The organism is Cupriavidus sp. C2SS-8b (assembly GCF_057073745.1).
This window is the reverse complement of sequence record NZ_CP172716.1, coordinates 3,163,917-3,190,024: the sequence shown is the minus strand read 5'-3', so window position 1 is coordinate 3,190,024 and position 26,108 is coordinate 3,163,917. Positions and strand designations below refer to the sequence as shown.

24 protein-coding genes are annotated in these 26,108 nt (G+C 63.3%); 6 read left to right on the top strand and 18 right to left on the bottom strand.

What is annotated here, in order from left to right; genetic code table 11:
- Positions 1–177 precede the first annotated feature (177 nt).
- Positions 178–450 (top strand): acylphosphatase, encoded by a 273-nt coding sequence (locus ACIGJB_RS14765; RefSeq protein WP_483730495.1) that lies wholly within the window; start codon positions 178–180, stop codon positions 448–450.
- Between the two features lie 49 nt (positions 451–499).
- Here ACIGJB_RS14765 and ACIGJB_RS14760 read toward each other — a convergent pair whose 3' ends face one another.
- The 14 genes from ACIGJB_RS14760 to rpe all read right to left on the bottom strand — a co-directional run bounded on the left by ACIGJB_RS14760 (position 500) and on the right by rpe (position 18,455).
- Complete coding sequence (locus tag ACIGJB_RS14760; RefSeq protein ID WP_483732341.1) at positions 500–4,087, bottom strand: ImcF-related family protein; 3,588 nt, start codon at positions 4,085–4,087, stop codon at positions 500–502.
- Positions 4,029–5,312 carry a hypothetical protein gene (locus ACIGJB_RS14755; protein ID WP_483730494.1) on the bottom strand — a complete coding sequence of 428 codons (1,284 nt, stop codon included), beginning with the start codon at positions 5,310–5,312 and terminating at the stop codon, positions 4,029–4,031. Before ACIGJB_RS14755 ends, ACIGJB_RS14760 begins: the two co-directional genes overlap by 59 nt.
- Before the next feature lie 2 nt (positions 5,313–5,314).
- The gene (locus ACIGJB_RS14750; RefSeq protein WP_483732340.1) at positions 5,315–5,575 is read right to left on the bottom strand and encodes a PAAR domain-containing protein; all 261 of its coding nucleotides are present in this window, start codon (positions 5,573–5,575) and stop codon (positions 5,315–5,317) included.
- 94 nt (positions 5,576–5,669) lie between these two features.
- Positions 5,670–6,155: a hypothetical protein gene (locus tag ACIGJB_RS14745; RefSeq protein ID WP_483730493.1), complete on the bottom strand. Its 486-nt coding sequence runs from the start codon at positions 6,153–6,155 to the stop codon at positions 5,670–5,672.
- The gene (locus ACIGJB_RS14740; RefSeq protein ID WP_483730492.1) at positions 6,152–8,464 is read right to left on the bottom strand and encodes a hypothetical protein; all 2,313 of its coding nucleotides are present in this window, start codon (positions 8,462–8,464) and stop codon (positions 6,152–6,154) included. The genes ACIGJB_RS14745 and ACIGJB_RS14740 overlap by 4 nt, the downstream gene beginning before the upstream one ends.
- Before the next feature lie 3 nt (positions 8,465–8,467).
- Positions 8,468–10,771: a type VI secretion system Vgr family protein gene (locus ACIGJB_RS14735; protein WP_483730491.1), complete on the bottom strand. Its 2,304-nt coding sequence runs from the start codon at positions 10,769–10,771 to the stop codon at positions 8,468–8,470.
- Between the two features lie 243 nt (positions 10,772–11,014).
- Complete coding sequence (locus tag ACIGJB_RS14730; protein ID WP_483730490.1) at positions 11,015–11,785, bottom strand: uracil-DNA glycosylase; 771 nt, start codon at positions 11,783–11,785, stop codon at positions 11,015–11,017.
- A 41-nt stretch (positions 11,786–11,826) separates the two neighbouring features.
- Complete coding sequence (locus ACIGJB_RS14725) at positions 11,827–12,447, bottom strand: CYTH domain-containing protein (RefSeq protein ID WP_483730489.1); 621 nt, start codon at positions 12,445–12,447, stop codon at positions 11,827–11,829.
- 4 nt (positions 12,448–12,451) lie between these two features.
- A complete protein-coding gene (trpC, locus tag ACIGJB_RS14720) occupies positions 12,452–13,255 on the bottom strand; it encodes an indole-3-glycerol phosphate synthase TrpC (RefSeq protein ID WP_483730488.1) in 804 nt (267 codons plus the stop codon).
- 108 nt (positions 13,256–13,363) lie between these two features.
- Complete coding sequence (trpD, locus tag ACIGJB_RS14715; RefSeq protein WP_483730487.1) at positions 13,364–14,392, bottom strand: anthranilate phosphoribosyltransferase; 1,029 nt, start codon at positions 14,390–14,392, stop codon at positions 13,364–13,366.
- A gap of 68 nt (positions 14,393–14,460) precedes the next feature.
- Complete coding sequence (locus ACIGJB_RS14710) at positions 14,461–15,030, bottom strand: aminodeoxychorismate/anthranilate synthase component II (RefSeq protein ID WP_483730486.1); 570 nt, start codon at positions 15,028–15,030, stop codon at positions 14,461–14,463.
- Between the two features lie 26 nt (positions 15,031–15,056).
- Positions 15,057–16,574: an anthranilate synthase component I gene (gene trpE / locus ACIGJB_RS14705; protein WP_483730485.1), complete on the bottom strand. Its 1,518-nt coding sequence runs from the start codon at positions 16,572–16,574 to the stop codon at positions 15,057–15,059.
- Positions 16,575–17,019: 445 nt separating this feature from the next.
- Complete coding sequence (gene gph / locus ACIGJB_RS14700; RefSeq protein WP_483730484.1) at positions 17,020–17,757, bottom strand: phosphoglycolate phosphatase; 738 nt, start codon at positions 17,755–17,757, stop codon at positions 17,020–17,022.
- Positions 17,754–18,455 carry a ribulose-phosphate 3-epimerase gene (gene rpe, locus ACIGJB_RS14695; RefSeq protein WP_483730483.1) on the bottom strand — a complete coding sequence of 234 codons (702 nt, stop codon included), beginning with the start codon at positions 18,453–18,455 and terminating at the stop codon, positions 17,754–17,756. The genes gph and rpe overlap by 4 nt, the downstream gene beginning before the upstream one ends.
- Before the next feature lie 214 nt (positions 18,456–18,669).
- Here rpe and apaG point away from each other — a divergent pair, with 214 nt between their 5' ends.
- The gene (gene apaG, locus ACIGJB_RS14690; protein WP_483730482.1) at positions 18,670–19,044 is read left to right on the top strand and encodes a Co2+/Mg2+ efflux protein ApaG; all 375 of its coding nucleotides are present in this window, start codon (positions 18,670–18,672) and stop codon (positions 19,042–19,044) included.
- A 34-nt stretch (positions 19,045–19,078) separates the two neighbouring features.
- On the opposite strand, the gene ACIGJB_RS14685 is transcribed toward apaG, so the two are convergent.
- The gene (locus ACIGJB_RS14685) at positions 19,079–19,291 is read right to left on the bottom strand and encodes a hypothetical protein (RefSeq protein WP_483730481.1); all 213 of its coding nucleotides are present in this window, start codon (positions 19,289–19,291) and stop codon (positions 19,079–19,081) included.
- A gap of 116 nt (positions 19,292–19,407) precedes the next feature.
- Between ACIGJB_RS14685 and mltA the strand changes: the two genes are divergently transcribed.
- Positions 19,408–20,556, top strand: a complete 1,149-nt coding sequence (gene mltA / locus ACIGJB_RS14680; RefSeq protein ID WP_483730480.1) for a murein transglycosylase A — start codon at positions 19,408–19,410, stop codon at positions 20,554–20,556.
- 18 nt (positions 20,557–20,574) lie between these two features.
- Here mltA and paaK read toward each other — a convergent pair whose 3' ends face one another.
- The 3 genes from paaK to paaG form a co-directional block, all read right to left on the bottom strand.
- Positions 20,575–21,879, bottom strand: coding sequence for a phenylacetate--CoA ligase PaaK (paaK, locus tag ACIGJB_RS14675; RefSeq protein ID WP_483730479.1), 1,305 nt, complete (start codon positions 21,877–21,879; stop codon positions 20,575–20,577).
- A gap of 76 nt (positions 21,880–21,955) precedes the next feature.
- A complete protein-coding gene (gene paaI, locus ACIGJB_RS14670) occupies positions 21,956–22,399 on the bottom strand; it encodes a hydroxyphenylacetyl-CoA thioesterase PaaI (RefSeq protein ID WP_483730478.1) in 444 nt (147 codons plus the stop codon).
- A gap of 48 nt (positions 22,400–22,447) precedes the next feature.
- Complete coding sequence (gene paaG, locus ACIGJB_RS14665; protein ID WP_483730477.1) at positions 22,448–23,272, bottom strand: 2-(1,2-epoxy-1,2-dihydrophenyl)acetyl-CoA isomerase PaaG; 825 nt, start codon at positions 23,270–23,272, stop codon at positions 22,448–22,450.
- Positions 23,273–23,541: 269 nt separating this feature from the next.
- Here paaG and ACIGJB_RS14660 point away from each other — a divergent pair, with 269 nt between their 5' ends.
- The 3 genes from ACIGJB_RS14660 (at position 23,542) to ACIGJB_RS14650 (ending at position 25,904) form a co-directional block, all read left to right on the top strand.
- A complete protein-coding gene (locus ACIGJB_RS14660; protein WP_483730476.1) occupies positions 23,542–24,339 on the top strand; it encodes an amino acid ABC transporter substrate-binding protein in 798 nt (265 codons plus the stop codon).
- Between the two features lie 121 nt (positions 24,340–24,460).
- On the top strand, positions 24,461–25,114 hold the full coding sequence (locus ACIGJB_RS14655; protein WP_483730475.1) for an amino acid ABC transporter permease: 654 nt from the start codon (positions 24,461–24,463) through the stop codon (positions 25,112–25,114).
- A gap of 37 nt (positions 25,115–25,151) precedes the next feature.
- Entirely contained in the window at positions 25,152–25,904 is a 753-nt protein-coding gene (locus tag ACIGJB_RS14650) for an amino acid ABC transporter ATP-binding protein (RefSeq protein WP_483732339.1), read from the top strand.
- The last annotated feature ends 204 nt before the right edge of the window (positions 25,905–26,108 follow it).

Sequence of the window (26,108 nt, the reverse complement as noted above, 5' to 3'; positions counted from 1 at the left end):
GACCGGCGCGGAAGGGGCGGCCCATGGAGGGACCTGGCTGATGGCTGGGTGCCGGCAGCATCACGTCTTGCGGCGTGCGTTCTCTGGTAACGCCTGGGACAGCCGTCTAGTTTACGTCTTGTGGATGACATGCCGGTGTAGTGGGTCCGCTGGCAAGCGGTCAAGGAGGAAGATGCCATGGAAATCTGGCACATGACGGCGCACGGGCGCGTGCAGGGCGTTGGCTACCGTGCAGGCTGCGCGCAGGCGGCCATTTCGCTGGGGCTCAAGGGCTGGGTGCGTAACCGGTCCGACGGCACGGTTGAAGTCATGGCCGCCGGTACGGTGTTGCAACTGGAAGCGCTACGCGACTGGATGCAGTCCGGTCCGCCGGCCTCGCAGGTCACGCATGTGGACGTGGAGCCGGGGCAGGGACGGTTCGAGGATTTTGACCTGCGGCCGACGGTTTAAGCGTGGCTTGCCGCGGCCGGGACAGGTCTATCGGTATTGAGTGCGTCTTTCATCGGGCTCGTCCGGGCAGCGAGCGCCGGGCCGGGGACGGCGCGGCATCGGCCACTGTCCCCGCGCGCGCGTCCAGGAACACGCGTGGCGATATCTTGAGGCCCAGCAAGGAAAGCAGCTCCAGCATTCCGGCACCGGACTCGCTGCGCATCTGGAACTGGATTTCGGGCACCTTGTCCGTGTCCGATCCGATTGCCGCGGTCCCGGTGTCGGGCACGGCGGGCCAGCCAATCTGGTACGTCGCGCCATCGATCTGCCGGATGTGTCCGCGCGCGAGCATGCGCAGGAGCCCGAAGCGCCCGGCAAACTCGTAGCTTTTGTTCGTCCCCGCGTTTTCGGTCTGCCACTGCAGCCGGGTGCCGAGGTCCGGCAGATGGTTCGAAGGCCACGCCATACGCTGCCAGCTTTCGCGCTGGTTGTAGTAGTGCAGCTTCTGGCCGTCGATAATCAGCACGGTATCTGTCAGCCCCGGCGTCGGCACGGGCTTGAGTTCGAAGCGGTACTGCGGCTCCCCCTGCACCATCAGGTGGGCACCGATGCGCTGCGTCAGGTTGATGAACTTCAGGAAATCCGGGTCAAAGGTGATGCCCCGCGCCCCGACGGCCGGGACCCACTGATTGCCCTGGAGTTCCAGGACACCGGCCAGCTGGGTGGTCAGGAACGCCTGGATGCGACCCCCTTGCGGGCGGACAAACTGGGCAAACTCCGGCAATGAGGCATCGTTGACCGTGTCGGCAAAGGGATAACGTCCGGCAAAAGACTGGTTCCAGTCGCCGACCACGGCGCGATTCCACAGGTCGTTCAGGCTTGCCTGCGCGGGCAGCACGATAGTCTGTGTCGCCTGGGTGATGGGGCGCACGAACAGGGTCTCGCCCATGCCGGCCCATTCGGTGCCAAGGCTGGCTGCCATCAGTTCGGCATAGGCGCGCGTGTCTGCCAGCTCCGAGCCCTTCCCCTGGAACAGCGCCTGCGCCAACTGGCGCGCCTGCTCGTCAGCGTCGGGGCTGCCATTGACCTGTTGCAGCCGCAGACGCAGGGCGGTGGCCCGGTCGAGGAAGCGCTGCAAGCTCAGGTCGCTGTTGGCAGTGCCTTGCCCGGATTGGCCCACCAGGCGCAGCACCGGCCCGAAGGCCGCATCCAGCGGTCCGACCGGCTCGGCCTTGGCCGCGTGCGAGGTGTCGCTCTTGCTGGTGAGCATGTCCTTCGCCTTGTTCACCAGCGCGTCCGACAGGGACGGCTGCTGCATACCGGCGCCACCCTGGTATTCCAGTGCCTTCATCAGCGCGATCACCGGCGACTGGCGGGCATCGGCCAACAGCTTGAGCTGCCCGATTGCCGCTGGCAGCGTGGCAGCGGGCTCCCACTGCAGCGCATTCATGAAGTCCTGCCATCGCTCGGCATAGTCGGCAAAGTACTGCTGCGTCAGCGCCATGCGCAGTTCGTCGGCAGACTGGTTCGGCCGGTTGCTGCCCGCCTGGGCACCGGCCAGTACCCAGTCGGTGCTCACGTCGCGGCGCTTAACGGCCTCTTCGATGGCATCCGCGATGTAGCCCTCGTAAGCCTGGCGGGTGAATACCTCGGGCACGATGGCCGAAGCACGCAGCAGTCCGCGCGTGTCTGTGCCCAGGGTCAACGACGCGAGGGTCTGGTCCGGATACTTGCTGCCGATGCCGTCCAGGATCTGCTGGTAGACCGTGTCCTGCGCATTGCGGGCGCCGACTACCGCCAGCAGCGTCTGGCGGGCGCTGGCAACGAGTTCAGGGCGGGACTCGATTTTCCAGCCGGGGTTGGACTTCAGGTGTTGGGCATAGAACCGGAACAGGCGCTCGGCAAGGTCTTGCTGTTCGCCGGGCGTGACGCGGGCTTCGGTGGTCCATGCCTGCGCCATTTGCTGGGCCAGGAAGGCCGGCTCCGCGCGCTCCGGCTCGGCCAGCATCAGGTAGGCCTTGAGCCCATCGCGTCCGCTCATGGCCCAGCGGCTGGTCCTGTCATCGAGCGAAGTGGTCTGTAGCTGGCCGAGATCGGTCAGCGAGGCCTCGAGCGTTTGTTGCACGGGCGTGACCAACTGCTGGCGGACTGCCTGGGTGTAAGGCTTCCACAGTGCGGCCAGGACTTGCGCATCGCGGTTCATTCCGAAGCGGGTCAGGAGCGGGGCATGGTGCTGTGTGCGGTATTCGTAGTGCTCGATCTGCTGCTGCAGGGCCAGCAGCGCATGCAGGCGATTGGCCGGGTCCGTGGCGGCACGGACGGCATGAATGGCGTCCCCGGCTACGCTGATCTCTCGCCAATTGCGCACGCCGGACACAGCCATGCCGGCGGCCCAGAGAGCCAGACACCCTAGCGCTACCACCACAACTACCGTCCACGGGTAAAAGCCGATGCGGCGGCCATGATGACTCTTGGCCTGCTGGGCAATTTCACGCCACGTCAGCCGCAATGCCGCCGAATCCATGCGCGCGGGCAGTGAACGGACCCCCTCAGCGGCAATACGGGTCACGTCTCCAGATGCGTCTGCCACTGGAATCGGCCCGGTCATCGCGGGCGCCGCTACAGCGGGCGCGAACATGATGCCGGCCAGCGGCGCATATCGCCAAACCGATGCTTGCCACGCCGCCCAGCGATCGGCGATGCCAGCGCGCTGGGCGCCAATGTAGGCTGAGATCACGGCAATGAAAGGCGCTCTCTCGTCTTTGAAGCGAAACAACATTGCATTGGTCGTGCTGGTTTCAAGCGCGGCCAGTTGGTCGTGCATGGGCGTCTGGTCTGGCGAGCCGCGATGTGTCGCATTCACTAAGACACCTATCGGCTCGTCCTGATCAGGCTGAGGGCCGTGCGCCGGTACAGGTACCGCGTACAGGAACATGATTGGCGCGGCCCAGCCCAGCCTTCGCTGGCAGTCGTTCAACAGGCGCAATGACTGGACATCCGATACATCTGCGGGGCCGTTGCCTGCGACTTGCACCACGGCGTCGACGGGCCGGCGCCGGCGCAAGGTACGAATCTGCTCTTGCCATGCGGTTGCTTCGATGCCTTGCGGTGCCGCATGCACCAGAATGACTTCGTCGGTGCACCGCACCCCGACTTGCTTGAGGCCCGGTACGACCTGATCGATGGCGGAGTCGTCGCCGCAGATCATCAGCCATGGCAGGCGATAGCGCCAACGCCAGCCGGGTTGGCGACGCAACTCCATGCTCAGTTCCTCAAGCCGCCAGTCACATCGTCGTGCAGTGGCTCTCCGTTCCACCGATACTCCAGCGCTTACGCGGGAAAGAACACGCTGGATAGCCTTGTGGCCGCCCAGGAATACCGCTAACACGTAGACCAGGCATAGCACGAACACTGCAAGCACAGTCCACAGCATGAACGTAATCTTTTCGGTCTGCGATGTCAGGCCGAGAGCCCCATCATTCAGCCACACGATTAGATCAAGGGCGATCCCGATTATGGCAATCGACATCGGACCGCCCCATAGCGTCATCGGGGCGCGGTCGGGCGCTGCCCTGGGTCCGTGCTCCAGCGCATTTAGGTTATTGCTCGGATTCGTCATGAGGAGTGGTCTTGACATAAAGGACCGCCGCTCGGGCATTGTCCACAATGAAATGGGCACCGGCCTGGCATGATTCGATGGCAGCGGCGATGGAAAGCAAGACGTTCAAGGGGCCAGCATTACCGACGACGACATCCACGCGGCGCTGTGCTTCTCCCTTGCTGAGAATTGCGAGAGGCGGCTGTTTGAATGCCGCAAGCAGCGCGGTATCGTCCGGGCTGGCCAGGCCTGTGATCCACGCTTTGATCATCGATTCGTTGGCGGCGTCGCCCCACACCACGGCGTTTGCGAATACGGCATTCAGCGCGTTGATGGAGCCAGACACCGGTCGATGCAAGACCCCGGCAACGTTCACCTGCTCGGGCAACTCGAAGCATCCCGGATTGAGCAGCACGGCCACACAGCCTTCTGTGCTATCGACGGGCGGCTCGGCATCATGCCATTCGGCCGCCACCAGCAACAGCGGGCGCCATTCGCATTGATCGAGCCACACGTCGGCTTCCGTCAGGGCATCGTCTACGGTCGCAATCTGGCAATCCAGTGCTGGCAGACCGAGACGCCGCATGGCGTCTTTGACCTCAGCCAGTCGAATCGCGGCAACTGGTGCCCGCGCCAATACCTTCACCGCAGGGGCAAAGTGAGCACCATATTGGGAGAGAGCCTCAAGGCTTGAAACAAGAGGGGTGATCGCATCCATCAGTTTGAGAACGACGGTGTGAACCGTTTCGGATTTCTCTTCGGCGGCGTCGTCGCCATCGGGCGCGGGGTCAGGATTGGGTGCGGCGGAAATGACGGACAGGTTGTCGTCATCAAAGCGATTATGGCGGACGAGGTCTGCACCTTCCCTTGGTGCCCTTTCATCTGCCAAAGGCTTTCCGGCATCGAGCGCTGCTACTAAGGTCGTGTGCTTCTGTAATGGCAGGCTGTAGCCCGCGCCAAGTACCTGCAAGGGACGCTGCGCTTCGCGTATCCACGTCTCGACCCGGTTTCTCCGGATGGTGTTCCAGTGATGGACCCTCCACCACTGAAGTTCGCAGACGACCCGAGCCATGCCAAGCATGGCCAGAAATGCAATGTTCGGAATGCCTACGGCGTTCAACCAGAGCGAAAAACCCTTTGCCGGAATTCCCTTTGGCCACAAATAAATCGAGATTGCGGCGCCGGCCACGCAGACCGCCAGCCACGTGCAAAACCATGGCAGGAATCGCAAACCACGCGGTGGGTACGGAACCGCATAGCCCGCAAGGGACAGGTCGATCGGCATGCTCAACCAATCCAGACGTTCTGTAGCGACGCGATCAACCGGCAGCCGCATGCGCAGCGGTGGTGATGCATGGCAATAGGGTGTCCGTCCTGATCGCAAAAGCCTTCGGCGCCTTCCGCGATGGTGGTGGATCCGTGTAATGCGCAGAGCGCGGAGTCGCCCTTGCGGGCGAGGGGACGGCCCATGAAGCTCATGGTTGGTGAGGCGCTGCAGACTTCGCCGCCGTTTTCTACTGCGTCGCCTAAACAAACTGGATTCTGCATTTTTAAGGTTTTTTTTTTTGGTGGTATGAGATTCAACGCATAGGTGAGTTTCCATCAAAATATGCACTTGCAAATTTATTCCTTAACTCTGGTTTTACCTTTTGCTTTTTTGTGCGCACTCTTGTTTTTCAAAGATGGGCTCAGACAGCGGAGAAAAAGATTTCTTCATCTTTCTTTTTATGTTTATCACGTCGAAACCAAAGCGACTATTGACCAAAACCATGTCACGATCTTTGCCTACTGAAACATCAAAAATCCCGCCTCCATATGACATGCTCATGATCTTGTGGGGATTTGGCTTTAAAGCGTATGCTGAGAGGCGCATCGCCTGTGGGTGCGCAATATCCATGGCATCGGGAATGCCGTAAGCAATAAAGAATGAATCACCGAGATCGAATACACCGCCCACGATGTTGTGGCTAACTTTACCTCTCCAGATCGCCTTATTATGTTTCTCCACAACTATAATCCCTTGCTTAAGAATTCGTGCCGAAAAAATTCCGCTGCATGAGTTAATTGATTCGGCTTTGGTGAAGCCCATCAGGGAAAGGAGAAAAAGGAAGCAAAGATATCGTTTCAAATCGCGTCCCCTAAAATTTGGTATGAACGCTGCGTCTCTCTCCAGCGATCTGGCGGGCTTGTAATGTCATATGGATTCACAATCTTCGTAACAGATCGAGATGCAACTTCCACAACTCCCTTGTCCGCAGCTTTGATGACCCGATATCGCACGCAAAAGAATCCTGCTGTATCGACACATGAATATGCTTCATCTCCGACTCGTTGTGGATTGGGAATAGTGGGTCCGGGCTTGAATTTTCCGTTATTTTCTTTAAACCACGAATGATCGTATGTCTTTGAATCTAACCAGCCCCTATAGACCCAATATTCTGCGTAGTTATATCGACCGGTTAGCTGCTTAAATCCCCGCCCCCGAAATTTAACGCCGTCACCGGCATCGGTGTTCCCGAGGGATACTCGGTGATCGTACAATTTCGAAAAATATGACACATCAGAAATAGACGCCGGCGGAGACTGCAAGTACCCGTTAACCTCATCTGCTATGTGGACGTGATTTTCCCTAATTGCCAAAGGTACTCTAACGCCACACTCTCTGACTGCCATCATATAGAACGATTCGATGGCGCATTGCCCAAAGAAATGGGCCCCGCGAACTGGGTTATCGAGCGAGTATTTTCGCGAGATCTTATTGAGATCCGGTCTGTAATGCTCTTTATAATCCTCGCCTTTCTTTTCTACGGATTTATAGTTTGACTCAGCGTAGATTTGAGAGAGCTCTTCTTTGGCGAGCCATCCGCACCTTCTGAAGTGCCGAATAAACGCCAACGGATGAAAGAACCAAAACTTCCTCCCGCCAGCCAGTGCCGTTTGCTCCAAAAACTGAAGCTGTGTATGGAACTTGAGGAAGTTGGCGTATCCCTCAGGATCGTTTGCCTTGCGCTTTCCAAAAAATCCATCCGGATCATTTAGGCGTCGGTACCGGGCGTCATTGCCACCCGCATCCCACTCGCTGGGTGCATGGCAAATGAACCCTCTGAGCTTTTCACGCACTGCGGGATGTGTCTGGATGTAGGTCGCCAGCTTGTCTTCCTGTTCCCATTCGGGGCGCAGTCGTTCGGCCGGCGTTTCAAGCTCTTCAACAACGCCAACAATCCTGCGCAACGCATCGAAATCACACAAGCCATCCTGATTGAATGGCGTGTTTCCTTTCTCGACCCTCTGCCATCCCCTGAAGAACGGGAAATCCGCGTCCGAGAGCTTCTGGATTGTGCTTTGGCTGATATCGACATACCCCTGCTTGCCCACCTCAAACGTCACGGGAATCCAAGTCATTGGCGGCGCCACCGAACGAGTGGCCTGCTCGTTCAGGATGCGACCGAACCGGAGCATTTCATAGCCATCGCTAGGACATTGCGGATATAGCGCCGTGGCGCGCGCGTACATCTCGTACTCATAGTCCTTGTCAGCCGCCACAGGCACTGGCGTCAGCGATGTGATCGTGCCGGCCCGATCCAGCCAGGAACGGGTGTAGCGTTGCCCCTTGTGGAAGAACGCTTCTACATACAACTTGCTGCCGGTAGGCAGTGTGCCGTCCTGTAGCGGTGGGAAATATTTCGCAGCGGCGCCGATAGCCTCGGGAGGCGTGCGGACAAAGGGCTGTCCTGGAGGAATGACAAAGTAGCTATGCCCCCAGTAGTCCCTGGACGCCGGGGTGGTGGGTGCCTTGTTGTCGAGCAACACCCCATGCCCGGGCTGACTGAACCACGCGGTGAAGTCGCTCTCGGTCATGAAGATCTCGAAATGCAGATGCAAGTAGCCATGGCACGCTCCCGGGTACCCGAGCATGTCCTTGCGATAGACCTTCTGCTTTGCCGGTACTTGCACGCCATTTGTCGGCTTCAGCAACCATTTCGGTAACGCCGTAGAAGTGCCAACTTCCGGTGGATTGTTCGGTTGCGGCTGCAGCCGTCGAATGCCATCGAGATCCAGCAAGTGCATGTATAGCGAATGGAACGTAATGGTCCTGCCATCGCCAGTCTCGGTTGTGTGCTTGAGCAACACAAAGCCGGTATTGGAGTTCAAGGCTTCCGCCCCGTTTTGGTCTTTCCTTCCGTCGGCAATGGCCTTCTGGCAGACCCGATACGCGACCACTTCACCGTCCGCGATGGCCCGCACAGGCTCATTCTGGAATCTGGGCGTCAGGTGCACACCGCAATGCCAGCGGCGGTCAAAGGCAATGGGATAGACGCCATGGTGCGGCAACTCAAAGCCGTCCACGGCGTCCATCATCGGGTCGATCCCGGAGGGATCGTTGGCATTCAGGGCCTCGGCTGTCAGAGCGGGCAGGAAGGGTGGGCTAATGATCATGGCTCAGTGGGAGGACGGATATTGATCGCTGACTTGCAATTGGCTCTTGGGCAACGCCGGCAATTGACAGCTTTGGCCGTCCGGGCCTTCGAACGTGAATGACGCAGCCTTGATCTTGAAACCACCGGAGCAATGGAATGTGGCGGCGTGATTCTCGAAGACGAGATAGGCACCGCTGCTGCCGATCGCCACCTTCTTGCCCGCATCGATCAGCACGTCGGCATTGGCGCTGGCGATATGCAGTTGCCTGTCGGCGAACAGGTCAAGCGCATCGCTCTGGGCCTGGATTTCAACCTTTCCCTTGCTCGCAAAAATCTTGATTCCCAACCGGGATGCGAACAGCGACAGGGCTTCGCCGGCAGCAAGGGCGATCTTGGCCATCGCGCTGACATTGCAGTCCGCCTTGGTGGCTACATGGACATCCCGGCCTGCGGTTACCGAGACGCGATCCGGAGTTGCCATAGCGATGCCATTGGGGGCCGTTAGCAGCATGACGGCCTGCTTTAGCTCATTCACGCTGCTGCGTAGCCACTCGTTCTCTGCTTTCAGATCCGCGATTTCGGCCTTGGACTGGCTGGCGGCATTCGCCAGTGCTTGGGCCTGGGATAGCACGGTGCGGATATCGTTCATGGCCGCAGCCATATCGAGTTGGGGCGCGTCAGCCGGTTGCGTCCATGCGGTGAACAGCATGCCGCGTCCTGATCTCAGTGCGCCATGCCCGCTCGTCCGCAACTCGAACCCATCCCCCCGCCTCTTCCTCTTGCCATCAACCAGATACCCCAGGTTGAGCTGCGTCTTCCCCCCATATTCCGTGGACAGCTTGATGCTCTCCTGGCCTTCCCAGTCCTCCATGCGCAGCTTGTTGTTGCTCTGCGTGTGGATGACATTGCGTGACAGCCACTGGTGCTGGTTCGTGATGAGATCGCCATGCTCGCTGTTATGCATTGCGTGTGCGATGTACGGCCGGTTCGGATTGCCGTCATGAAAGGCGATTGCCACTTCCGTTCCATCGATCAGCGGGAAGTGGAAGCCCGTCTGCAGGGCGCCCGCGAAGGGCTTGGCCAGTCGCAGCGGCACGCTCTCTTCGCCCTTGGGCCACGCGTCGAAGTCGAGGTCAAAGCGGACGACGTAGTGGCCGTCCTTGGTGAGGTACGCGTACTTGTACTTGCCCGGCGAGGTGACACGGCCACTGAGCGTGCCTGACATGCGCGGCCACTTCGCATCGTTGATTGGCAGGCGGAAACGCCGGTCCGAGGGAATGGCCTTGTACGTGTTGCGGTACGCCTCATCGCGAGCGCCGGTGTGGATAACCTCGGTGATGACCTGCCCATTAGGCGCATCGGGCAACGTGATGTCCATGCGCAAGATGCGCGCTGGGCGCAGTTCCAGCACATTGCTCTCGCCCTCGTAGACGACCTGTTGGGACAGCGCGGCTTCGTGGCGCAGTTGCGCTTCCCATTTGGCGCTGTCCTGATCGAGGTGGTGGGTGCCGTAGATGTAAGGCTGCCCGTAGGTTGTGTGGTCCTTGGGCGCGATGTTGGCCTCGGCGCTGAATCGCTCGTAGGCCTTGGCCGGGTTGTAGTCGGCCGCGAGGAATGACTCCGGCACCGTTTTCGCACGGGTCTGGAGGGCAAACACCGCTTCGATGCCGGCCTCCAGACCCGCTGTCTCGCGGTAAGGCACTCTCAATTCTGGCTGATAGATGTAATGGTCGATGTCATCGCCAAATACAATCATCTCGCCGAACTTGCCGGGTACGAAGTAGGAGTACAACCCTTCCTGTTCCATCAACAGCCGGATGTACTCCCAATCGGACATCTGGTGTTGCAACCTGAAGTCGTGCACCAGGTACCGGCGCCGCGTCTTGAAGTCAAACTGGTGTCCCAGCAGGTCGTGGCTTCGCAGGATGGCCTCGATGATCTGCGGTGCGCTCTTGTGCTGGTAGACACGGCTTCGCGTTGTCAGTCCGAGCAGCGCCACCTCGGGCTGGACCACCATCTCGTAGGCGCAGAAGTCTTGCGTCTGGCGGGTCTTGCCAAAACTGGTGATGCGTCCTGCGAAACGTCGCGGCTCGCTGCCATCCGCTGGCTGGATGACAAAGGTGGCCGGCTTGGTGAGGTAGTCGGCGCGATCCAGTTCCAGTGGATGGGTAAGCTGGACGGTCAGCTCGTAGGGCTCGCCCAGGCGCTCCACGGCCCTGAATGACACCACCGAAAGTTTGCTGGCGCTTGGTGCACTGCGGATTTCCAGAAGGTACGCTTGCCTTCCAGTCACCAGCGCTGCTGGATCACTCCATCGCTCGCCCATCGTCGATTTCCTTTTTCGGCACGCCCGTCGGGGCGTGCGGGTATCAGGCAATCTTGGGCGTGAGGATCACGAACCTGCTACGCCCAAGCTCGCCAAAAAATAAGGCAATCGACTTAGGGCGGAAATGGGCGCGGTCGGATTTCTAGTCGGGGATTTCCACTTTCTGATCAGCTCATGATGCATCGCAAAGAATTCGGGCGATGCGCAGATGAGCCGAGTTGAGCGAGCAGGAAGAGGCGGCGCTCAGGCCGCCAGCCAGTCGATCGGCGCACGACCGTGCGCTTCCAGCCAACGATTGGCTTCGCGGAAATGTCCGCAGCCGAGAAAGCCGCGGTGCGCCGACAGCGGCGAAGGATGCGGGGCTTCGAGCACGCAGTGGCTGGCCGTCAGAAGCGGCTTCTTGGCCTGCGCGTGGCTGCCCCACAGCAGGAACACGAGGTTCGGATGGCTTTCGGCCAGCGCATGGATCAGGCAGTCGGTCACCGCTTCCCAGCCACGCCGCGCATGGCTGGCGGCCTGGCCCTGTTCCACCGTCAGCACGGTGTTGAGCAGCAGCACGCCCTGACGCGCCCAGCCTTCAAGATTGCCGGACGCGCGCGCCACGGGGCTGCCACCATACTCGGCCGCGATTTCCTTGAAGATGTTGCGCAGGCTCGGCGGCACCTTCACGCCGTCCGGTACCGAGAAAGCCAGGCCATGCGCCTGTGGCAGTTCCACGCCGCCGACCACGCCGGTGCCGTGGTACGGGTCCTGCCCGAGGATGACGACCTTGACCGCTTCGGGCGGCGTCAGGTGCAGCGCATGGAAGACCTCGTGCGGAAAGACCGGCTTGCCGGCCGAGCGCTCGCCGTCGACGAAGCTGGCCAGCTCCTGCCAAGCTGGCGCCGTCAGGCAGGGGGCAAGCAAATCGCGCCAGGCGGCGGGCAGGGCGTCAGCCTGGGCCTGCAGCCCGGCGGTAGCGGTTGCACGCGGCGTTGCGGTGTCGGTCTCAGGGGCGAACAGGTCAGCTTGCATGCGTACGGATGGAGGCGGAATCGCAGTGAGTAGGGAAGCTATCAGGCGTTGGCGACACCGGCCAGCCGGTAGCCGCGCGCGGCCTTGCTGAGATCGGACGGCGTCAGCGCGGCAATGGCTTGCAGGCGTGCGCCCAATGCGCGCAGCGCGTCGGCTGCCCGGCTTTCATCGCCCGACAGCCATTCCAGTTCCAGTTCCTGGATGCGTTCCTGCGCGTGGGTGGCCGGTGCAGTGATCACGCCACTGTCGAGCGCGGCCTCAACGCGCGCGCCGTCTTGTTCAACGATCCACGTGCGGCGGGTAAAGTCGGTACGAAAAACTGGGGCAAGGCGCTCGGCCAGCGGGGCAAGCAGCGCCCGCGCCTCGTCCGGCAGCCGCTGCAGCTCGATGGCTTCGCCGGCGACTTCGGTTTCCCACTCGTACCGGCTGGCCAGCCCCGCCTGGCTTTGCCCGGCAGTCTTCAGCGTTTGCAGCCACTGAGCGCTCTTGCGGCGCAGGCGCAGCGCGGCGCGCGCGCGGGCCAGGTCGCGTTCGGGCGTGTCGAGGTAGACGTTGAGCAGCGTGAGCTCGCCCTTCGCCTCACCATTGGCGTCGAGCCAGGCGGCGACCGGCGCCATTGCCGCATCCGGCACCGCAAGCTTGAGCTCGATTTCCTTGGCCATCGGCTTACGCGAACAGCCGGGCCAGTTCGACGCCAGGGTCCGGCGCACGCATGAACGCTTCGCCGACCAGGAAGGCGTGGACATCGGCATCGCGCATGCGCTTCACGTCGTCCGGGCCCAGGATACCGGATTCCGTCACCACGAGGCGGTCGGCCGGCATGCGTGGCAGCAGCTCCAGCGTGTTGTCGAGGGAGACTTCGAAGGTGCGCAGGTTGCGGTTGTTCACGCCGAGCAGCGGCGTCTTCAGGCGCAGCGCGCGGTCGAGTTCATCGCCGCCGTGGACTTCCACCAGCACGTCCATGCCAAGCTCGTGCGCGCACGCTTCCAGGTCGGCCATCAGGCCCGGGTCCAGCGCCGAGACGATCAGCAGGATGCAGTCCGCACCCCAGGTGCGCGCTTCATAGACCTGGTACAGGTCGAGCATGAAGTCCTTGCGCAGCGCGGGCAGGGGGCAGGCGCCGCGCGCGCGCTTCAGGTAGTCGGCGTGGCCCTGGAAGAAATTCACGTCGGTCAGCACCGACAGGCAGGCGGCGCCGTGGCTGGCGTAGCTCTCGGCAATCGCCTCGGGCACGAAGTTCTCGCGCAGCACGCCCTTGGACGGCGAGGCCTTCTTGACCTCGGCGATCACGCCGGCGTGGCCGGCGGCGATCTTCTCGCGCAGCGCGCGTTCGAAGCCGCGCGGGGCGAAGCCGGCCTCGTTGCGCAGGCTTTCGGCCTCGGCGCGCAGGCTCGGCAGGTCGCGCTTCTTGCGCGCGGCGGCGACTTCGTCGGCCTTGACGGCCATGATTTTTTGCAGGATGTCGGACATAGGTAACTCTCACTCCGTCGCTCCCGCGAAAGCGGGAGTCCAGTGACTTTTGCTCTGTGGCCAAAGCAAAAGTCACTGGGTCCCCGCTTTCGCGGGGACGACAGGCGCTTACTTAAACTGCTGCGTGGCGCGCACGAAGTGGTCGAGCTTCTCGCGCGCGGCACCGCTGGCGATGGCTTCGCGCGCACGGCGGATGCCGTCTTCGATGGAGTCGGCCACGTTGGCGGCGTACAGCGCGGTGCCGGCGTTGAGCGAGACGATCTCGCGCGGCGTGCCGGGCACGTTGCCGAGCGCCTCGAGCAGCATCTCCTTGGACTCGATCGCGTCGGCCACCTTCAGGCCACGGTTCGAAACCATCGACAGGCCGAAGTCTTCCGGGTGGATCTCGTACTCGCGGACTTCACCGTCCTTCAGTTCGCCGACCAGCGTGGCGGCACCTAGGGAGACCTCGTCCATGCCGTCCTTGCCGTAGACAACCAGCGCGTGCTTCGCGCCCAGGCGCTGCATCACGCGCACCTGGATGCCGACGAGATCCGGGTGGAACACGCCCATCAGGATATTCGGCGCGTCGGCCGGATTGGTCAGCGGGCCGAGGATATTGAAGATGGTGCGCACGCCCATTTCCTTGCGGATCGGCGCCACGTTCTTCATGGCCGGGTGATGAGTCGGGGCAAACATGAAACCGATGCCGGTCTGCGCGATGCACTCGCCGACCTGTTCCGAGGTCAGCATGATGTTCACGCCGAGTGCTTCCAGCACGTCGGCGCTGCCCGACTTGGAACTCACGCCGCGGTTGCCATGCTTGGCGATCTTCGCCCCGGCCGCGGCCGCCACGAACATCGAGGCAGTCGAGATATTGAACGTATGCGATCCGTCGCCGCCGGTGCCGACGATATCGACAAAGTTCTCGCGGTCCGCCACGTCGACCTTGTTGGCGAATTCGCGCATCACCTGCGCGGCGGCCGAGATCTCGCCGATGGTTTCCTTCTTCACGCGCAGGCCGGTCAGGATCGCCGCGGCCATCACCGGGGAAATCTGCGCCTGCATGATCTGCCGCATCAGGTGCAGCATCTCGTCGTGGAAGATCTCGCGGTGTTCGATGCAGCGGGTCAGCGCTTCCTGGGCGGTGATGGTCATGGCGGTCTCGGTCGTTGTTGTGGCGGGCGGCGCGATGGAAACGGACGGGGTCGGGGTGTCGAGCAGCCTCATCGCGACGTCTTCACGAAGTTGGCCAGGAGCGCATGGCCATGCTCGGAAAGAATCGACTCGGGATGGAATTGCACGCCTTCGACGGCCAGCGTCTTGTGGCGTACGCCCATGATTTCGCCGTCAGGCGTCCAGGCGGTCACTTCCAGGCAGTCGGGCAGGGTTTCGCGCTCGATCGCCAGCGAATGATAGCGCGTCACGTCGAAGTGCCTGGGCAGGCCGGCGAACACGCCTTCCTGCGTGGTCTCGATGGTGCTGACCTTGCCGTGCATGACCTGCTTGGCGCGGATCACCTTGCCGCCGAAGGCCTCGCCGATGGCCTGGTGGCCCAGGCACACGCCGAGCAGCGGCACCTTGCCCGCGAAGTGCTGCAGCACGGCGACCGAGATGCCGGCTTCCTTCGGGCTGCACGGGCCGGGCGACACGCAGATGTGATCGGGCTTGAGCGCCTCGATTTCCTCCAGCGTGATTTCGTCGTTGCGATACGTGCGCACGTCCTCGCCGAGTTCGCCGAAGTACTGCACCAGGTTGTAGGTAAACGAATCGTAGTTGTCGATCATCAGCAGCATGGCGATGTCTCCCAATCTCTCTCGGTTCAGATGTCGGAGTCCAGGCCATCCTGGACCTGCTCGGCGGCGCGGATCACGGCGCGCGCCTTGGCTTCGGTTTCCCTCCATTCGGCTTCGGGGTCCGAATCGGCAACGATGCCGGCCGCGGCCTGCACATAGAGATTGCCGTCCTTGACGATGCCGGTGCGGATGGCGATCGCCAGGTCCATTTCGCCGCCGAACGACAGGTAGCCCACGGCGCCACCGTAGATGCCGCGCTTGCGTGGCTCCAGTTCGTCGATGATTTCCATGGCGTGCACCTTGGGCGCGCCCGACAGCGTGCCGGCCGGGAAGGTCGCGCGCAGCACGTCCAGGTTGCTCATGCCCGGGCGCAGCGTGCCCTCGACCGAGCTGACGATGTGCTGCACGTGCGAGTACTTCTCGATCACCATCTTGTCGGTGACTTTGACCGTGCCGGTCTCGGCGATGCGGCCGATATCGTTGCGCGCCAGGTCGATCAGCATCACGTGCTCGGCGATCTCCTTGGGGTCGTTGAGCAGTTCGGTGGCGAGCTGGGCGTCTTTCTCGGGCGTATTGCCGCGCGGGCGCGTGCCGGCCAGCGGACGGATGGTGACGATATGCTCGTCGCGGGCGTCGCCGTTGGTGCCGACCTTGCGCGATTCCTGGCGCACCAGGATCTCGGGCGACGCGCCGACTATCTGGAAGTCGCCGAAGTTGTAGAAGTACATATACGGCGACGGGTTCAGCGAACGCAGCGCGCGGTACAGCGACAGCGGCGCGTCGCGGTACGGCTTCATCAGGCGCTGGCCGATCTGCACCTGCATCATGTCGCCGGCCATGATGTATTCCTTGGCCTTGTGCACGGCGGCGAGGTAGTCGGCCTTGTCGAACTCGCGGTAGACCTCGGTCTGCACCGACGGGCTGGTCACCGGCACGTCGACCGGCTGGCGCAGCTTCATGCGCAGCTCGCGCAGGCGCTGGCGCGCGCGCGGGTAGGCTTCGGGCGTGGTCGGGTCGGCGTAGACGATCAGGTAGAGCTTGCCCGACAGGTTGTCGATGACGGCCAGTTCCTCGCACAGCAGCAGCTGGATGTCGGGCAGGCCGAGGTCATCGTCCTTCTTCGTGTCGGCCAGCTTCTTCTCGATATAGCGCACCGCGTCGTAGCCGAAGTAGCCCGCCAGGCCGCCGCAGAAGCGCGGCAGGCCGGGGCGCAGCGCCACCTTGAAGCGGCTTTCGAACTCGGCGATGAAATCGAGCGGGTTGCCTTCGTGGGTCTCCACCACCTTGCCGTCGGTCACGACTTCGGCGCGATTGCCGTACGAGCGCAGCAGCGTGCGGGCATGCAGGCCGATGAACGAATAGCGTCCGAAGCGCTCGCCGCCCACTACCGATTCGAGCAGGAAGGTATTGACGCCGCGCGTCTGCGACTGGGCCAGCTTCAGGTACAGCGACAGCGGCGTTTCCAGGTCGGCAAAGGCCTCGGCGATCAGCGGGATGCGGTTGTAGCCCTGGTCGGCCAGCGATTTGAATTCCAGTTCGGTCATGTCGATCCTCGTTTGCGGCGCGCGGCGTTATCAGGTGGCGCGGCGCCGCGGTGTCGGCAATTCGGCGGGAGACGGCACAAGGCCAACTCCGGATTGGGAACCGTGGTGCGGGAAGACTGCGGACAAGACCGCACACGGCCTGGGCGGCGTGTGGCGCGTTCTGAGCTAAACGTAGCACATGGGGCTACGCTTGCTGGCGGGGAGTGAAGAGGGATCCTGGTAAGGATGCCGGCACCCTGGCCGGTTGCTAAAGGCCTTCGGTACGAAGGCCCATCAGCGGACTCGCGAACGCACTTTACGCCTGTTGGGAGGCGCGCCAGCGACGCCAGGGCCAAGCCTGCCGATCACTGCCAGAAGAGATGCGTTTGCGGTTGAAGAACATTGAGGTGTTCAGGGGCTATGAGAGATCTGATTGCCTGGGGCCGCCGGCTGAATGCACCGGATATCAGCGTGTTTCGTGTGCAGAAAGAAGCTCTGCCACGCGGGCAATGGAATCGACTATACCATCGGCGTCGACGGCTTGTACAGGGTTGCCATGGTTGTAGCCATAGGGCATCAGCAGCACGCCCATGCCCGCCCCGCGAGCCGCCTGCGCGTCGTTTTCGGAGTCGCCGATCGCCAGCATGGCGGATGGATCGAGGTGGAAAACCTCGGCCACCTTGAGCAGCGGGTACGGGTCCGGCTTGCGCAGCGGGAACGCGTCGCCGCCGTAGACCAGCTCGAAATACTGCGCCAGGCCGGTCTTGGCCAGCAGCGGCTCGGTGAAGCTGTAGGGCTTGTTGGTCACGCAGGCCATGCGCAGCCCTGCAGCCTTCAGCGCCGCCAGGCCTTCGCGCACGCCGGGGTAGACCTGCGAGAACTGGCCGTTGATGCGGATGTACTCGCGGTCGTAGAGCGCATAGGCCTCGGCGAACAGGCTGTTGGCGTGCAGCGGCGCAAAGCGTGCGTCGAGCACGCGCCGGATCAGGTTTTCCGAGCCCTTGCCGACGAAGCTGACGATGTCCTGTTCGGACATCGGCGCCACCGGCCCAAGGTTGGGGTGCAGTCGCGCCAGCGCCAGCAGCATGGCGTTGATCGAGGCGTGGAAATCGCCGGCGGTGTCGACCATGGTACCGTCCAGGTCGACGATCATGCCTTCGATGCCGCTCCAGTCGGCGCGGCGCAGCGTCATGCCCGCGCTCATTGGCCGGCCTTGGCCAGCTCAGCGCGCAGCGCGGAAATGATGCCGCGGTAACCGCCGTCGGCATCGGGCTTGCCGAACACGGCCGAACCCGCCACGAAGGTGTCTGCGCCGGCGGCGGCGATCTCCGCGATGTTGTCGACCTTCACGCCGCCATCCACTTCCAGCAGGATCTTGCGGCCGGTGCGCTCGGTGTAGGCGTCGATGCGCTGGCGCACCGCGCGCAGCTTGTTCAGCGTCTCGGGGATGAACGACTGGCCGCCGAAGCCCGGGTTGACCGACATCAGCAGGATCACGTCCAGGCGGTCCATCACATGGTCCAGGTGGTGCAGCGACGTGGCCGGGTTGAATACCAGGCCGGCCTGGCAGCCGTTGTCGCGGATCAGCGCGAGCGAGCGATCGACGTGTTCGCTGGCTTCCGGGTGGAACGTGATGATATTGGCACCGGCCTTGGCGAAATCGGGAATGATGCGGTCCACCGGGCGCACCATCAGGTGCACGTCGATCGGGGCGGTCACGTGCGGGCGGATGGCCTCGCATACCAGCGGGCCCACCGTCAGGTTCGGCACGTAGTGGTTGTCCATCACGTCGAAGTGGATCCAGTCTGCGCCGGCCTCGGTCACGCGGCGGACTTCCTCGCCCAGGCGGGCAAAGTCGGCGGACAGGATGGACGGGGCGATGCGGAAGGTGGGCGTGCTCATGGCGGCGGGCGAAAAAATGGGGACAGTAGGGTGGCGGCGCGGCGGAATCGGGACGGGAATCTGCTTCCTGCGGGGCGATCCCGGGACTGCCGGCCGGCGAATGGCGCGTATTTTACGCCTGTCGGCGCGACGGGACCCGGTCGTGCTTCGCACTTGCCGCTGCCAGAGCCTTGCCGCACAATGCGCCTACCCTTGAGCCGGATTCCGCAGACAAATGAGCGAGTACGCTTTTTCCGTGGCGGTACGTACCCAGTACCTGCCCGACCAGTCCGACCCCGAACGTGGGCGCCATGCCTTCGCCTACACCATCACGATCCACAATACCGGCGAAGTCGCCGCGCAGCTGATCTCGCGCCACTGGATCATCACCGACAGCGACAATGCCTCGCAGGAAGTCGCGGGCCTGGGCGTGGTTGGCCACCAGCCGCTGCTCAAGCCGGGCGAGCATTTCGAGTACACGAGTTGGGCCACCATCTCGACGCCGGTGGGCTCGATGAAGGGCGAGTACTTCTGCGTGGCCGAGGACGGCCACCGCTTCGAGGTGCCGATTCCCGAATTCGCGCTGGTGCTGCCACGCATGCTGCACTGAACGCGCATCACCACGTCACGCGCGCGCGGGGAACCTACTGGCGCGGCTGGCTGTCCTGATCCTGCGCCGGCTTTTGGTTTTGATCTTGGCCCTGGCGCGACGGGTGGTCGGCGGGGGCACGGGACGGGCGCGGGTTTTTCTTCGCCGTGCCCATGGTCCAGACCACGATGAAGATCAGCAGCAACAGCGCCACGCCGGCTTCGGCCGCGAACAACAGCATCGGGTGGGCTTCAAGGAACTCGGACATGATCGGGACGGCGGGCGGCCTTTACGGGCGCCGCAACGGTGACGATTGACGCCGGGCATTGTAGGCCATCGGCCCCGATGCATGCGCGGCGGCGCTGGACAATACGAACTGACAAGATGGCAATTCCGCATTTCTCTTCCGCGTATCCACGACTCAAGGCCGACCGCGCGGCCGGCGCGCCATGGCGGGGCTGGGTCGCGCTGGCCGCCGGCGCCGCGCTGCTGGCCGGCTGCATGAGCGGGCCGCCGCCGCGCATCGAAACCGGCGGCACGCCCGGCACGACGACCCCGACCCCGGGCACGCAGAAGGGTCGTTTGCAGGCCGCGAACTGGAGCGAGATCAACGGCTGGAGCCAGGATGACATGCGCGCCGCCTGGCCCGCGCTGCAAGCCAGCTGCCAGGCGCTGAAGAAGCGCGCCGAATGGGGCCGAGCCTGCGCCGCAGGCCTGATGGTCGACGCCGGCGACCTCGTCGCCATGCGGGCCTATTTCGAAACCAATTTCCAGCCGTTCCGCGTCATCAACGGCGACGGCTCCGACAGCGGCCTGATCACCGGCTACTACGAACCCATCCTGCACGGTTCGCGCACGCGCCAGGGCCAGTTCCAGATTCCGCTGTACCGCAAGCCGGCGCAGATGGCCGGCCGGGCGCTGCCCGCGCGGGCGGAGCTGCTGCAGAACCCGTCCATGCGCGGCAACGAACTGGTGTGGGTGGACGACGCAGTCGAGGCCGCTTTCCTGCAGATCCAGGGTTCTGGCCGTATCCGGCTGCCCAACGGCACCCTGATGCGGGTGGGCTTTGGCGGCACCAATGACCAGCCGTTCCGCTCGTTCGGCAAATGGCTGCTTGACCGCGGCGAGATCACGCCGGCGCAGGCGACCATGCAAGGCATCAAGGCGTGGGCGCGGGCCAACCCGTCGCGCGTGGAAGAGATGCTTAATGTGAATCCGCGTTTCGTGTTCTTCCGCGAGCTGCCGCCGACCAATGACGGCCCGGTCGGCGCGCTGGGGGTGCCGCTGACGGCGGAGCGCTCGATCGCGGTCGATCCGGCCACCATCCCGCTGGGCGTTCCGGTGTTCCTGTCGACCACGCGTCCGCTGTCGACCGAACCGATCGAGCGGCTGATGTTCGCGCAGGATACCGGCAGCGCCATCAAGGGCGGCGTGCGCGCGGACTTCTTCTGGGGTGCCGGCGATGCGGCGGGCGAGACCGCCGGCCGCATGAAGCAGGGCGGCCGGATGTGGGTGCTGATGCCGCGCAGCTGACGCGCGCGGCCGCAGTGCCTAGCGCGGGCGCTGGTCGACGATTCGCCTTGCCTTGCCGACCGAGCGCTCGATGCCGCCGGCCGGCAGCACCTCGATGCCGGCGCTGACACCAATATACGCCTTGATGTCGTGGGCCAGCGCCTCGCGCGCGGCCTGCGCCGTCGACGGGTCGCCGCCGTGGGCGCATTCGACGCGCACCGTCAGGATGTCCATCGGACCTTCGCGCGTCAGCACGCACTGATAGTGCGGCGCCAGTTCCGCGCGCTTCAGGATCAGTTCCTCGATCTGCGACGGGAACACGTTCACGCCGCGCACGATCATCATGTCGTCGGTGCGGCCGGTGACCTTTTCCATGCGCCGGAACGCCGCCCGCGCCGTGCCGGGCAGCAGCCGGGTCAGGTCGCGGGTCCGGTAGCGGACCACTGGCATCGCTTCCTTCGTCAGGGAGGTGAATACCAGTTCGCCGAACTCGCCGTCGGGCAGCACCGCGCCGGTATCCGGGTCGATGATCTCGGGGTAGAAGTGGTCTTCCCAGATGGTTGGGCCGTCTTTGGTCTCGGCGCATTCATTGGCCACGCCCGGGCCCATGACCTCGGACAGGCCGTAGATGTCCACCGCCGAAATGTTCATGCGCTTCTCGATGGCCAGCCGCATTTCCGGGGTCCACGGCTCGGCGCCGAAGATGCCCACGCGCAGCGAGGTCGTGGCCGGGTCGATGCCCTGGCGCTCGAATTCATCGGCGATCGCCAGCATGTAGCTCGGTGTGACCATGATGATCTCGGGCTTGAAATCCAGGATCAGCTGCACCTGCCGCTCGGTCTGCCCGCCGCCGAACGGGATTGCCGTGAGGCCGGCCTTTTCCACGCCGTAGTGCGCGCCTAGACCGCCGGTGAACAGGCCATAGCCGTAGCTGATGTGTACCTTGTCGCCGCGCCGGGCGCCGGCCGCGCGGATCGATCGCGCCATCACAGTGGCCCAGGTATCGATGTCCTTGAGCGTATAGCCGACCACCGTCGGCTTGCCCGTGGTGCCCGACGAGGCATGCACGCGCGCCACGCGGTCCTGCGGCACGGCGAACATGCCGAACGGGTAGTTGTCGCGCAGGTCCTGCTTGGTCGTGAACGGGAAGCGCGCCAGGTCCGCCAGCGTCTGGATCTGGTCCGGATGCACGCCGGCCTCGTCGAACTTGCGGCGGTAGACCGGGGAATGCTCGTAAGCGTGATGCAGCGACCACTTCAGGCGTTCGAGCTGCAGCGCCTGCAGTTCGGCGCGGCTGGCGGTCTCGATGGGCTCGAGCGGAAGATCGGTCAGGCGCGTACTCATCTCGTCTCCTGCAAGGGGGGCGTTCTTGTCGATGACATCGTCTTGCGCGGGGGCCGGCCGCGTGCCTGGCGAGGCGTCAGTTGACGCTGTCCGGCGGTACCACGTGTCCCTTGATCTGCGCCGACTTGCCGCGGAACATCGCCACGGCTTCGCCGGCGGCATTGGTCACGCGGATGTCGTAGACGCCGTGCCGGCCGGACAGGGTCTGCTCTACGGCCTCGGCCGTCAGGACATCGCCGCCGTGCACGGGCTTCAGGAATTCGATGCTGCAACCCGCGGCCACCGTGTTGATATTGTGGCTATTGCACGCGAAAGCGAAGCTGGAGTCAGCCAGTGTAAACATCAGGCCGCCGTGGCAGATGCCGTGGCCATTGAGGAATTCCGGGCGCACCGGCATGGTCAGGCGGGCGTAGCCGGGCCGCACTTCCTGCACCACGATGCCCAGCCAGCGGCTGCAGGTATCGGCTTCGTACATGGCGGCTGCGGCCGCCTCGGCGAGTGCCTGCGGATTTTTGGTCAAGCGGATCTCCTGTCTCTCGGTGGGGCGGCGCCGGATGGCACCTGGCAGTCAGCGGCCGGTGAACTTGGGTGCGCGCTTTTCCAGGAAGGCATTGACGCCTTCCGCATAGTCGGCGGATTGCCCCAGTTCGCGCTGCAGGTCCCGCTCCAGGTCGAGCTGCGTATCCAGCGTCGAGGTGCCGCTCGCATACATGGCACGCTTGATCGCCGCGAGCGCGCGTGTGGGCTGGGCCGCGAGATGCGTGGCCAGCGCCAGCGCCTGCTCTTGCAGCAGCGGATCATCCATGATGTCCCAGACCAGGCCCCATCGCTCGGCTTCTTCGGCCGTGAGCTTGTCGCCGGTCATGGCCAGGCCCATGGCGCGTGCCATGCCGATCCGCTTGGGCAGCAGCCAGGTGCCGCCGGAATCTGGCACCAGCCCGATCTTGACGAACGCCTGGATGAAGCTGGCCGAGCGCGCTGCCAGCACCATATCGCAAGCCAGCGCCAGGTTGGCGCCGGCGCCTGCTGCGGTGCCGTTCACGGCGGCCACCACCGGCAGCGGCAGGGCCTGCAGGCGGCGGACGAGCGGATTGAAATAGGTGTCGATCAGCGTGCCCAGGTCGGTCATCTTCCCCGGGGTGAATTCCAGGTCGGCAAGATCCTGTCCGGCGCAGAAGCCGCGGCCGGCGCCGGTCAGCAACAGCGCGCGGGCGCCGCCTGCCTCCACGTGATCCAGCGCCTGCTGGAGTGCGCCATGCATTTCGCGGGTGAAGCTGTTCAGCTTATCGGGGCGGTTCAGGGTGATGACGGCCACGTTGCCTTGCCATGCCAGCAAGACCGGGCCGGAGTCCAGGCTGACCGGCTGGCCAGCGGGCGCGGACATCGGGGGCATTGTTGTCTCCTGCCTTTATATTGTTGCCTGGCGGTCCTTAATTAACCGACCGGACGGTCGGTGAATGGTAGCACCAAAAATCTGAGCCGGGTTGTGTTGCCCCAGTGCCTTATCGGTGGCGGCGCGACAGGGTTTGCGCGATTGCCGGCGCCCCTCGCAATGCCGGCGGAGGGTGTCGCTCTATAATCCCGCTGCAAACAATAACCTGAAACACGTCGGTCTCCTTACCCGGAGACCGGTGTGCCTGTCTATTCGCATTGGATACCTCCATGAAGAAGTTCGCTGCACTACTCCTGATTTCGACCGTCGCGCTGCTTGGCGCGTGCGGCAAGAAGGAATCGGCCCCCGCCGCCAATACGGAGTCGGCACCGGCTGCGGCCACCAGGATCATCGTCGGCCTCGACGACAACTTCCCGCCGATGGGCTTTCGCGACAGCAACAACGAACTCGTTGGCTTTGATATCGACATGGCCAAGGAAGCGAGCCACCGCCTCGGCATGACGGTCGAATTCAAGCCGATCGACTGGAGCGCGAAGGAAGCCGAACTCAACGGCAAGCGCGTGGACGTCCTGTGGAACGGCCTGACCATCACGGAAGAGCGCAAGCAGAACATCAGCTTTACCGCTCCCTATATGACGAACCACCAGATCATCATTGTTGGCATCAAGTCGCCGGTGAAGACCAAGGCCGACCTGGCCGGCCGCATCGTCGGCGCGCAGGACGGCAGCAGCGCGGTCGATGCGATCAAGAAGGAAGCCGCGGTCGCGGCCAGCCTGAAGGAACTCAAGACCTTCGGCGATAACGTGACTGCCCTGATGGATCTCTCGACCGGCCGTCTCGACGCCATCGTGGTCGACGAAGTGGTGGGCCGCTACCTCATCAGCAAGCGCGCCGGCGAATACCGCGTGCTGGACGAGAACTTCGGCACGGAAGACTACGGCGTTGGCGTGCGCAAGGACGACGCCGAGCTGCTTGGCAAGCTCGACAAGACCCTCGGTTCGATGAAGGAAGACGGCACCGCCGCCCGCATCGCCACGAAGTGGTTCGGCGCCGACATCACCAAGTAATCCCGACCTTTCGCGACGTCCTGCGCTGCCTTGGCGCGGCGTCGCGCCTTATCGCGGTCCGGGGGCGGCTCGGTAGTCACGGCCCGCCGCCCCGACCCGAATCCATTCCATCCGCGCAAGCATGGATTACGTCTTATCCCTTCTGTCGCCTTTGGCGCAGGGTGCGAAAGTCACCCTCACACTGTTCTTCATCACGCTGGCGCTTTCTGTACCGCTGGGCCTGGCGCTGGCGCTGGCCCGCATCTCGAAATGGCCGCTGCTGAGCGGCCTAGTCAATGGCTATATCTGGCTGATGCGCGGCACGCCGCTGATGCTGCAGATGCTGTTCATCTATTTCGCGCTGCCGTTCGTGCCGGTCATTGGCGTGCGCCTGCCGGACTTTCCCTCCGCGGTGGTGGCATTTGCGTTGAACTACGCGGCCTATTTCGCGGAGATTTTCCGCGCCGGGATCAAATCGGTCGACCGCGGCCAGTACGAAGCCAGCAAGGCGCTGGGCATGACCTACTTCCAGACCATGCGGCGCGTCGTGCTGCCGCAGATGGTCAGCCGTGTCCTGCCGCCGGTCAGCAACGAGACCATCACGCTGATCAAGGACACGTCGCTGATCTATGTCCTGGCGCTCAACGATATCCTGCGCACTGCGCGCGGCATCGTGCAGCGCGATTTCACCACCACGCCTTTCCTGGTCGCCGCGCTCTTCTATCTGGTGATGACCCTGATCCTGACCTGGTTCTTCCAGCACCTCGAGAAACGCTATGCCAAACATGATGACTGACCGCGCTGGCACCAATTCCAGCCGCGCCCCCGGTGTCATGATCGCGGCCCGGGACATCGTCAAGGCGTTCGGGCCGTTGCGGGTCCTGCATGGTGTCTCCCTGACTTTGCGCAAGGGTGATGTCACGGCGGTGATCGGCCCCTCCGGCTCTGGCAAGAGCACCTTGCTGCGCTGCCTGAACCATCTCGAGGTGATCGACAGCGGCAAGATTGAGATCGAAGGCGAGGCACTGGCGGCCACGGGGGCCGACGGCGCTGCCAAATATGTGCCGGATGCGGAAATCCGCCGCATCTGCCGCAAGATGGGCATGGTGTTCCAGTCGTTCAACCTGTTCCCGCACATGACGGTGCTGCAGAACATCATCGAAGCGCCGATGACCGTCAAGGGCTTGTCGCGCGATGCCGCAATTCCCAAGGCGGAGGAACTGCTGCGCAAGGTTGGCTTGCTGGCCAAGCGGGACAACTATCCGGCGCGGCTGTCGGGCGGGCAGAAGCAGCGCGTGGCCATCGCGCGAGCGCTGGCGATGGAACCCGACATCATGCTGTTCGACGAGCCGACGTCGGCGCTCGATCCGGAGTTGACCGGAGAAGTCCTTCGGACCATGCGGCAACTCGCTGACGAGCATATGACCATGCTGGTCGTCACACACGAGATGGGCTTCGCACGCGAAGTCGCCAATCATGTGGTGTTCATGGACGAGGGCAGGATCCTCGAGGAAGGGCCGCCCGAGCAGGTATTCGGCGCGCCGAGCCATGCCCGCACACGGGAATTCCTCGCGCACATGCTCTGAATCGGTGGTCGGGCATCGCATGAGACAACTTCGTGCGATACGCCCTCATCGTTCGTCCTTCAGGAGGACGCAATGTCTTCCTATCCGCCTTCGTCGCCTATGGTTGAAGGCGGGTGGCCGGCCGCCCACCAGCAGCAATGTACCTTGCAAGTTACATCACTCGCGTAAAAGTGATCGAAAAATCACTTCTGGAACGAGTCATTT

Bases quoted from the DNA above. Each gene is read 5' to 3' on its own strand.
- ACIGJB_RS14765 (WP_483730495.1), top strand. From the start codon at position 178: ATGGAAATCTGGCACATGACGGCGCACGGGCGCGTGCAGGGCGTTGGC.
- ACIGJB_RS14760 (WP_483732341.1), bottom strand. From the start codon at position 4,087: ATGCCCGAGCGGCGGTCCTTTATGTCAAGACCACTCCTCATGACGAAT.
- ACIGJB_RS14755 (WP_483730494.1), bottom strand. From the start codon at position 5,312: ATGCCGATCGACCTGTCCCTTGCGGGCTATGCGGTTCCGTACCCACCG.
- ACIGJB_RS14750 (WP_483732340.1), bottom strand. From the start codon at position 5,575: ATGCAGAATCCAGTTTGTTTAGGCGACGCAGTAGAAAACGGCGGCGAA.
- ACIGJB_RS14740 (WP_483730492.1), bottom strand. From the start codon at position 8,464: ATGATCATTAGCCCACCCTTCCTGCCCGCTCTGACAGCCGAGGCCCTG.
- ACIGJB_RS14735 (WP_483730491.1), bottom strand. From the start codon at position 10,771: ATGGGCGAGCGATGGAGTGATCCAGCAGCGCTGGTGACTGGAAGGCAA.
- ACIGJB_RS14730 (WP_483730490.1), bottom strand. From the start codon at position 11,785: ATGCAAGCTGACCTGTTCGCCCCTGAGACCGACACCGCAACGCCGCGT.
- ACIGJB_RS14725 (WP_483730489.1), bottom strand. From the start codon at position 12,447: ATGGCCAAGGAAATCGAGCTCAAGCTTGCGGTGCCGGATGCGGCAATG.
- trpC (WP_483730488.1), bottom strand. From the start codon at position 13,255: ATGTCCGACATCCTGCAAAAAATCATGGCCGTCAAGGCCGACGAAGTC.
- trpD (WP_483730487.1), bottom strand. From the start codon at position 14,392: ATGACCATCACCGCCCAGGAAGCGCTGACCCGCTGCATCGAACACCGC.
- ACIGJB_RS14710 (WP_483730486.1), bottom strand. From the start codon at position 15,030: ATGCTGCTGATGATCGACAACTACGATTCGTTTACCTACAACCTGGTG.
- trpE (WP_483730485.1), bottom strand. From the start codon at position 16,574: ATGACCGAACTGGAATTCAAATCGCTGGCCGACCAGGGCTACAACCGC.
- gph (WP_483730484.1), bottom strand. From the start codon at position 17,757: ATGAGCGCGGGCATGACGCTGCGCCGCGCCGACTGGAGCGGCATCGAA.
- rpe (WP_483730483.1), bottom strand. From the start codon at position 18,455: ATGAGCACGCCCACCTTCCGCATCGCCCCGTCCATCCTGTCCGCCGAC.
- apaG (WP_483730482.1), top strand. From the start codon at position 18,670: ATGAGCGAGTACGCTTTTTCCGTGGCGGTACGTACCCAGTACCTGCCC.
- ACIGJB_RS14685 (WP_483730481.1), bottom strand. From the start codon at position 19,291: ATGTCCGAGTTCCTTGAAGCCCACCCGATGCTGTTGTTCGCGGCCGAA.
- mltA (WP_483730480.1), top strand. From the start codon at position 19,408: ATGGCAATTCCGCATTTCTCTTCCGCGTATCCACGACTCAAGGCCGAC.
- paaK (WP_483730479.1), bottom strand. From the start codon at position 21,879: ATGAGTACGCGCCTGACCGATCTTCCGCTCGAGCCCATCGAGACCGCC.
- paaG (WP_483730477.1), bottom strand. From the start codon at position 23,272: ATGCCCCCGATGTCCGCGCCCGCTGGCCAGCCGGTCAGCCTGGACTCC.
- ACIGJB_RS14660 (WP_483730476.1), top strand. From the start codon at position 23,542: ATGAAGAAGTTCGCTGCACTACTCCTGATTTCGACCGTCGCGCTGCTT.
- ACIGJB_RS14655 (WP_483730475.1), top strand. From the start codon at position 24,461: ATGGATTACGTCTTATCCCTTCTGTCGCCTTTGGCGCAGGGTGCGAAA.
- ACIGJB_RS14650 (WP_483732339.1), top strand. From the start codon at position 25,152: ATGATCGCGGCCCGGGACATCGTCAAGGCGTTCGGGCCGTTGCGGGTC.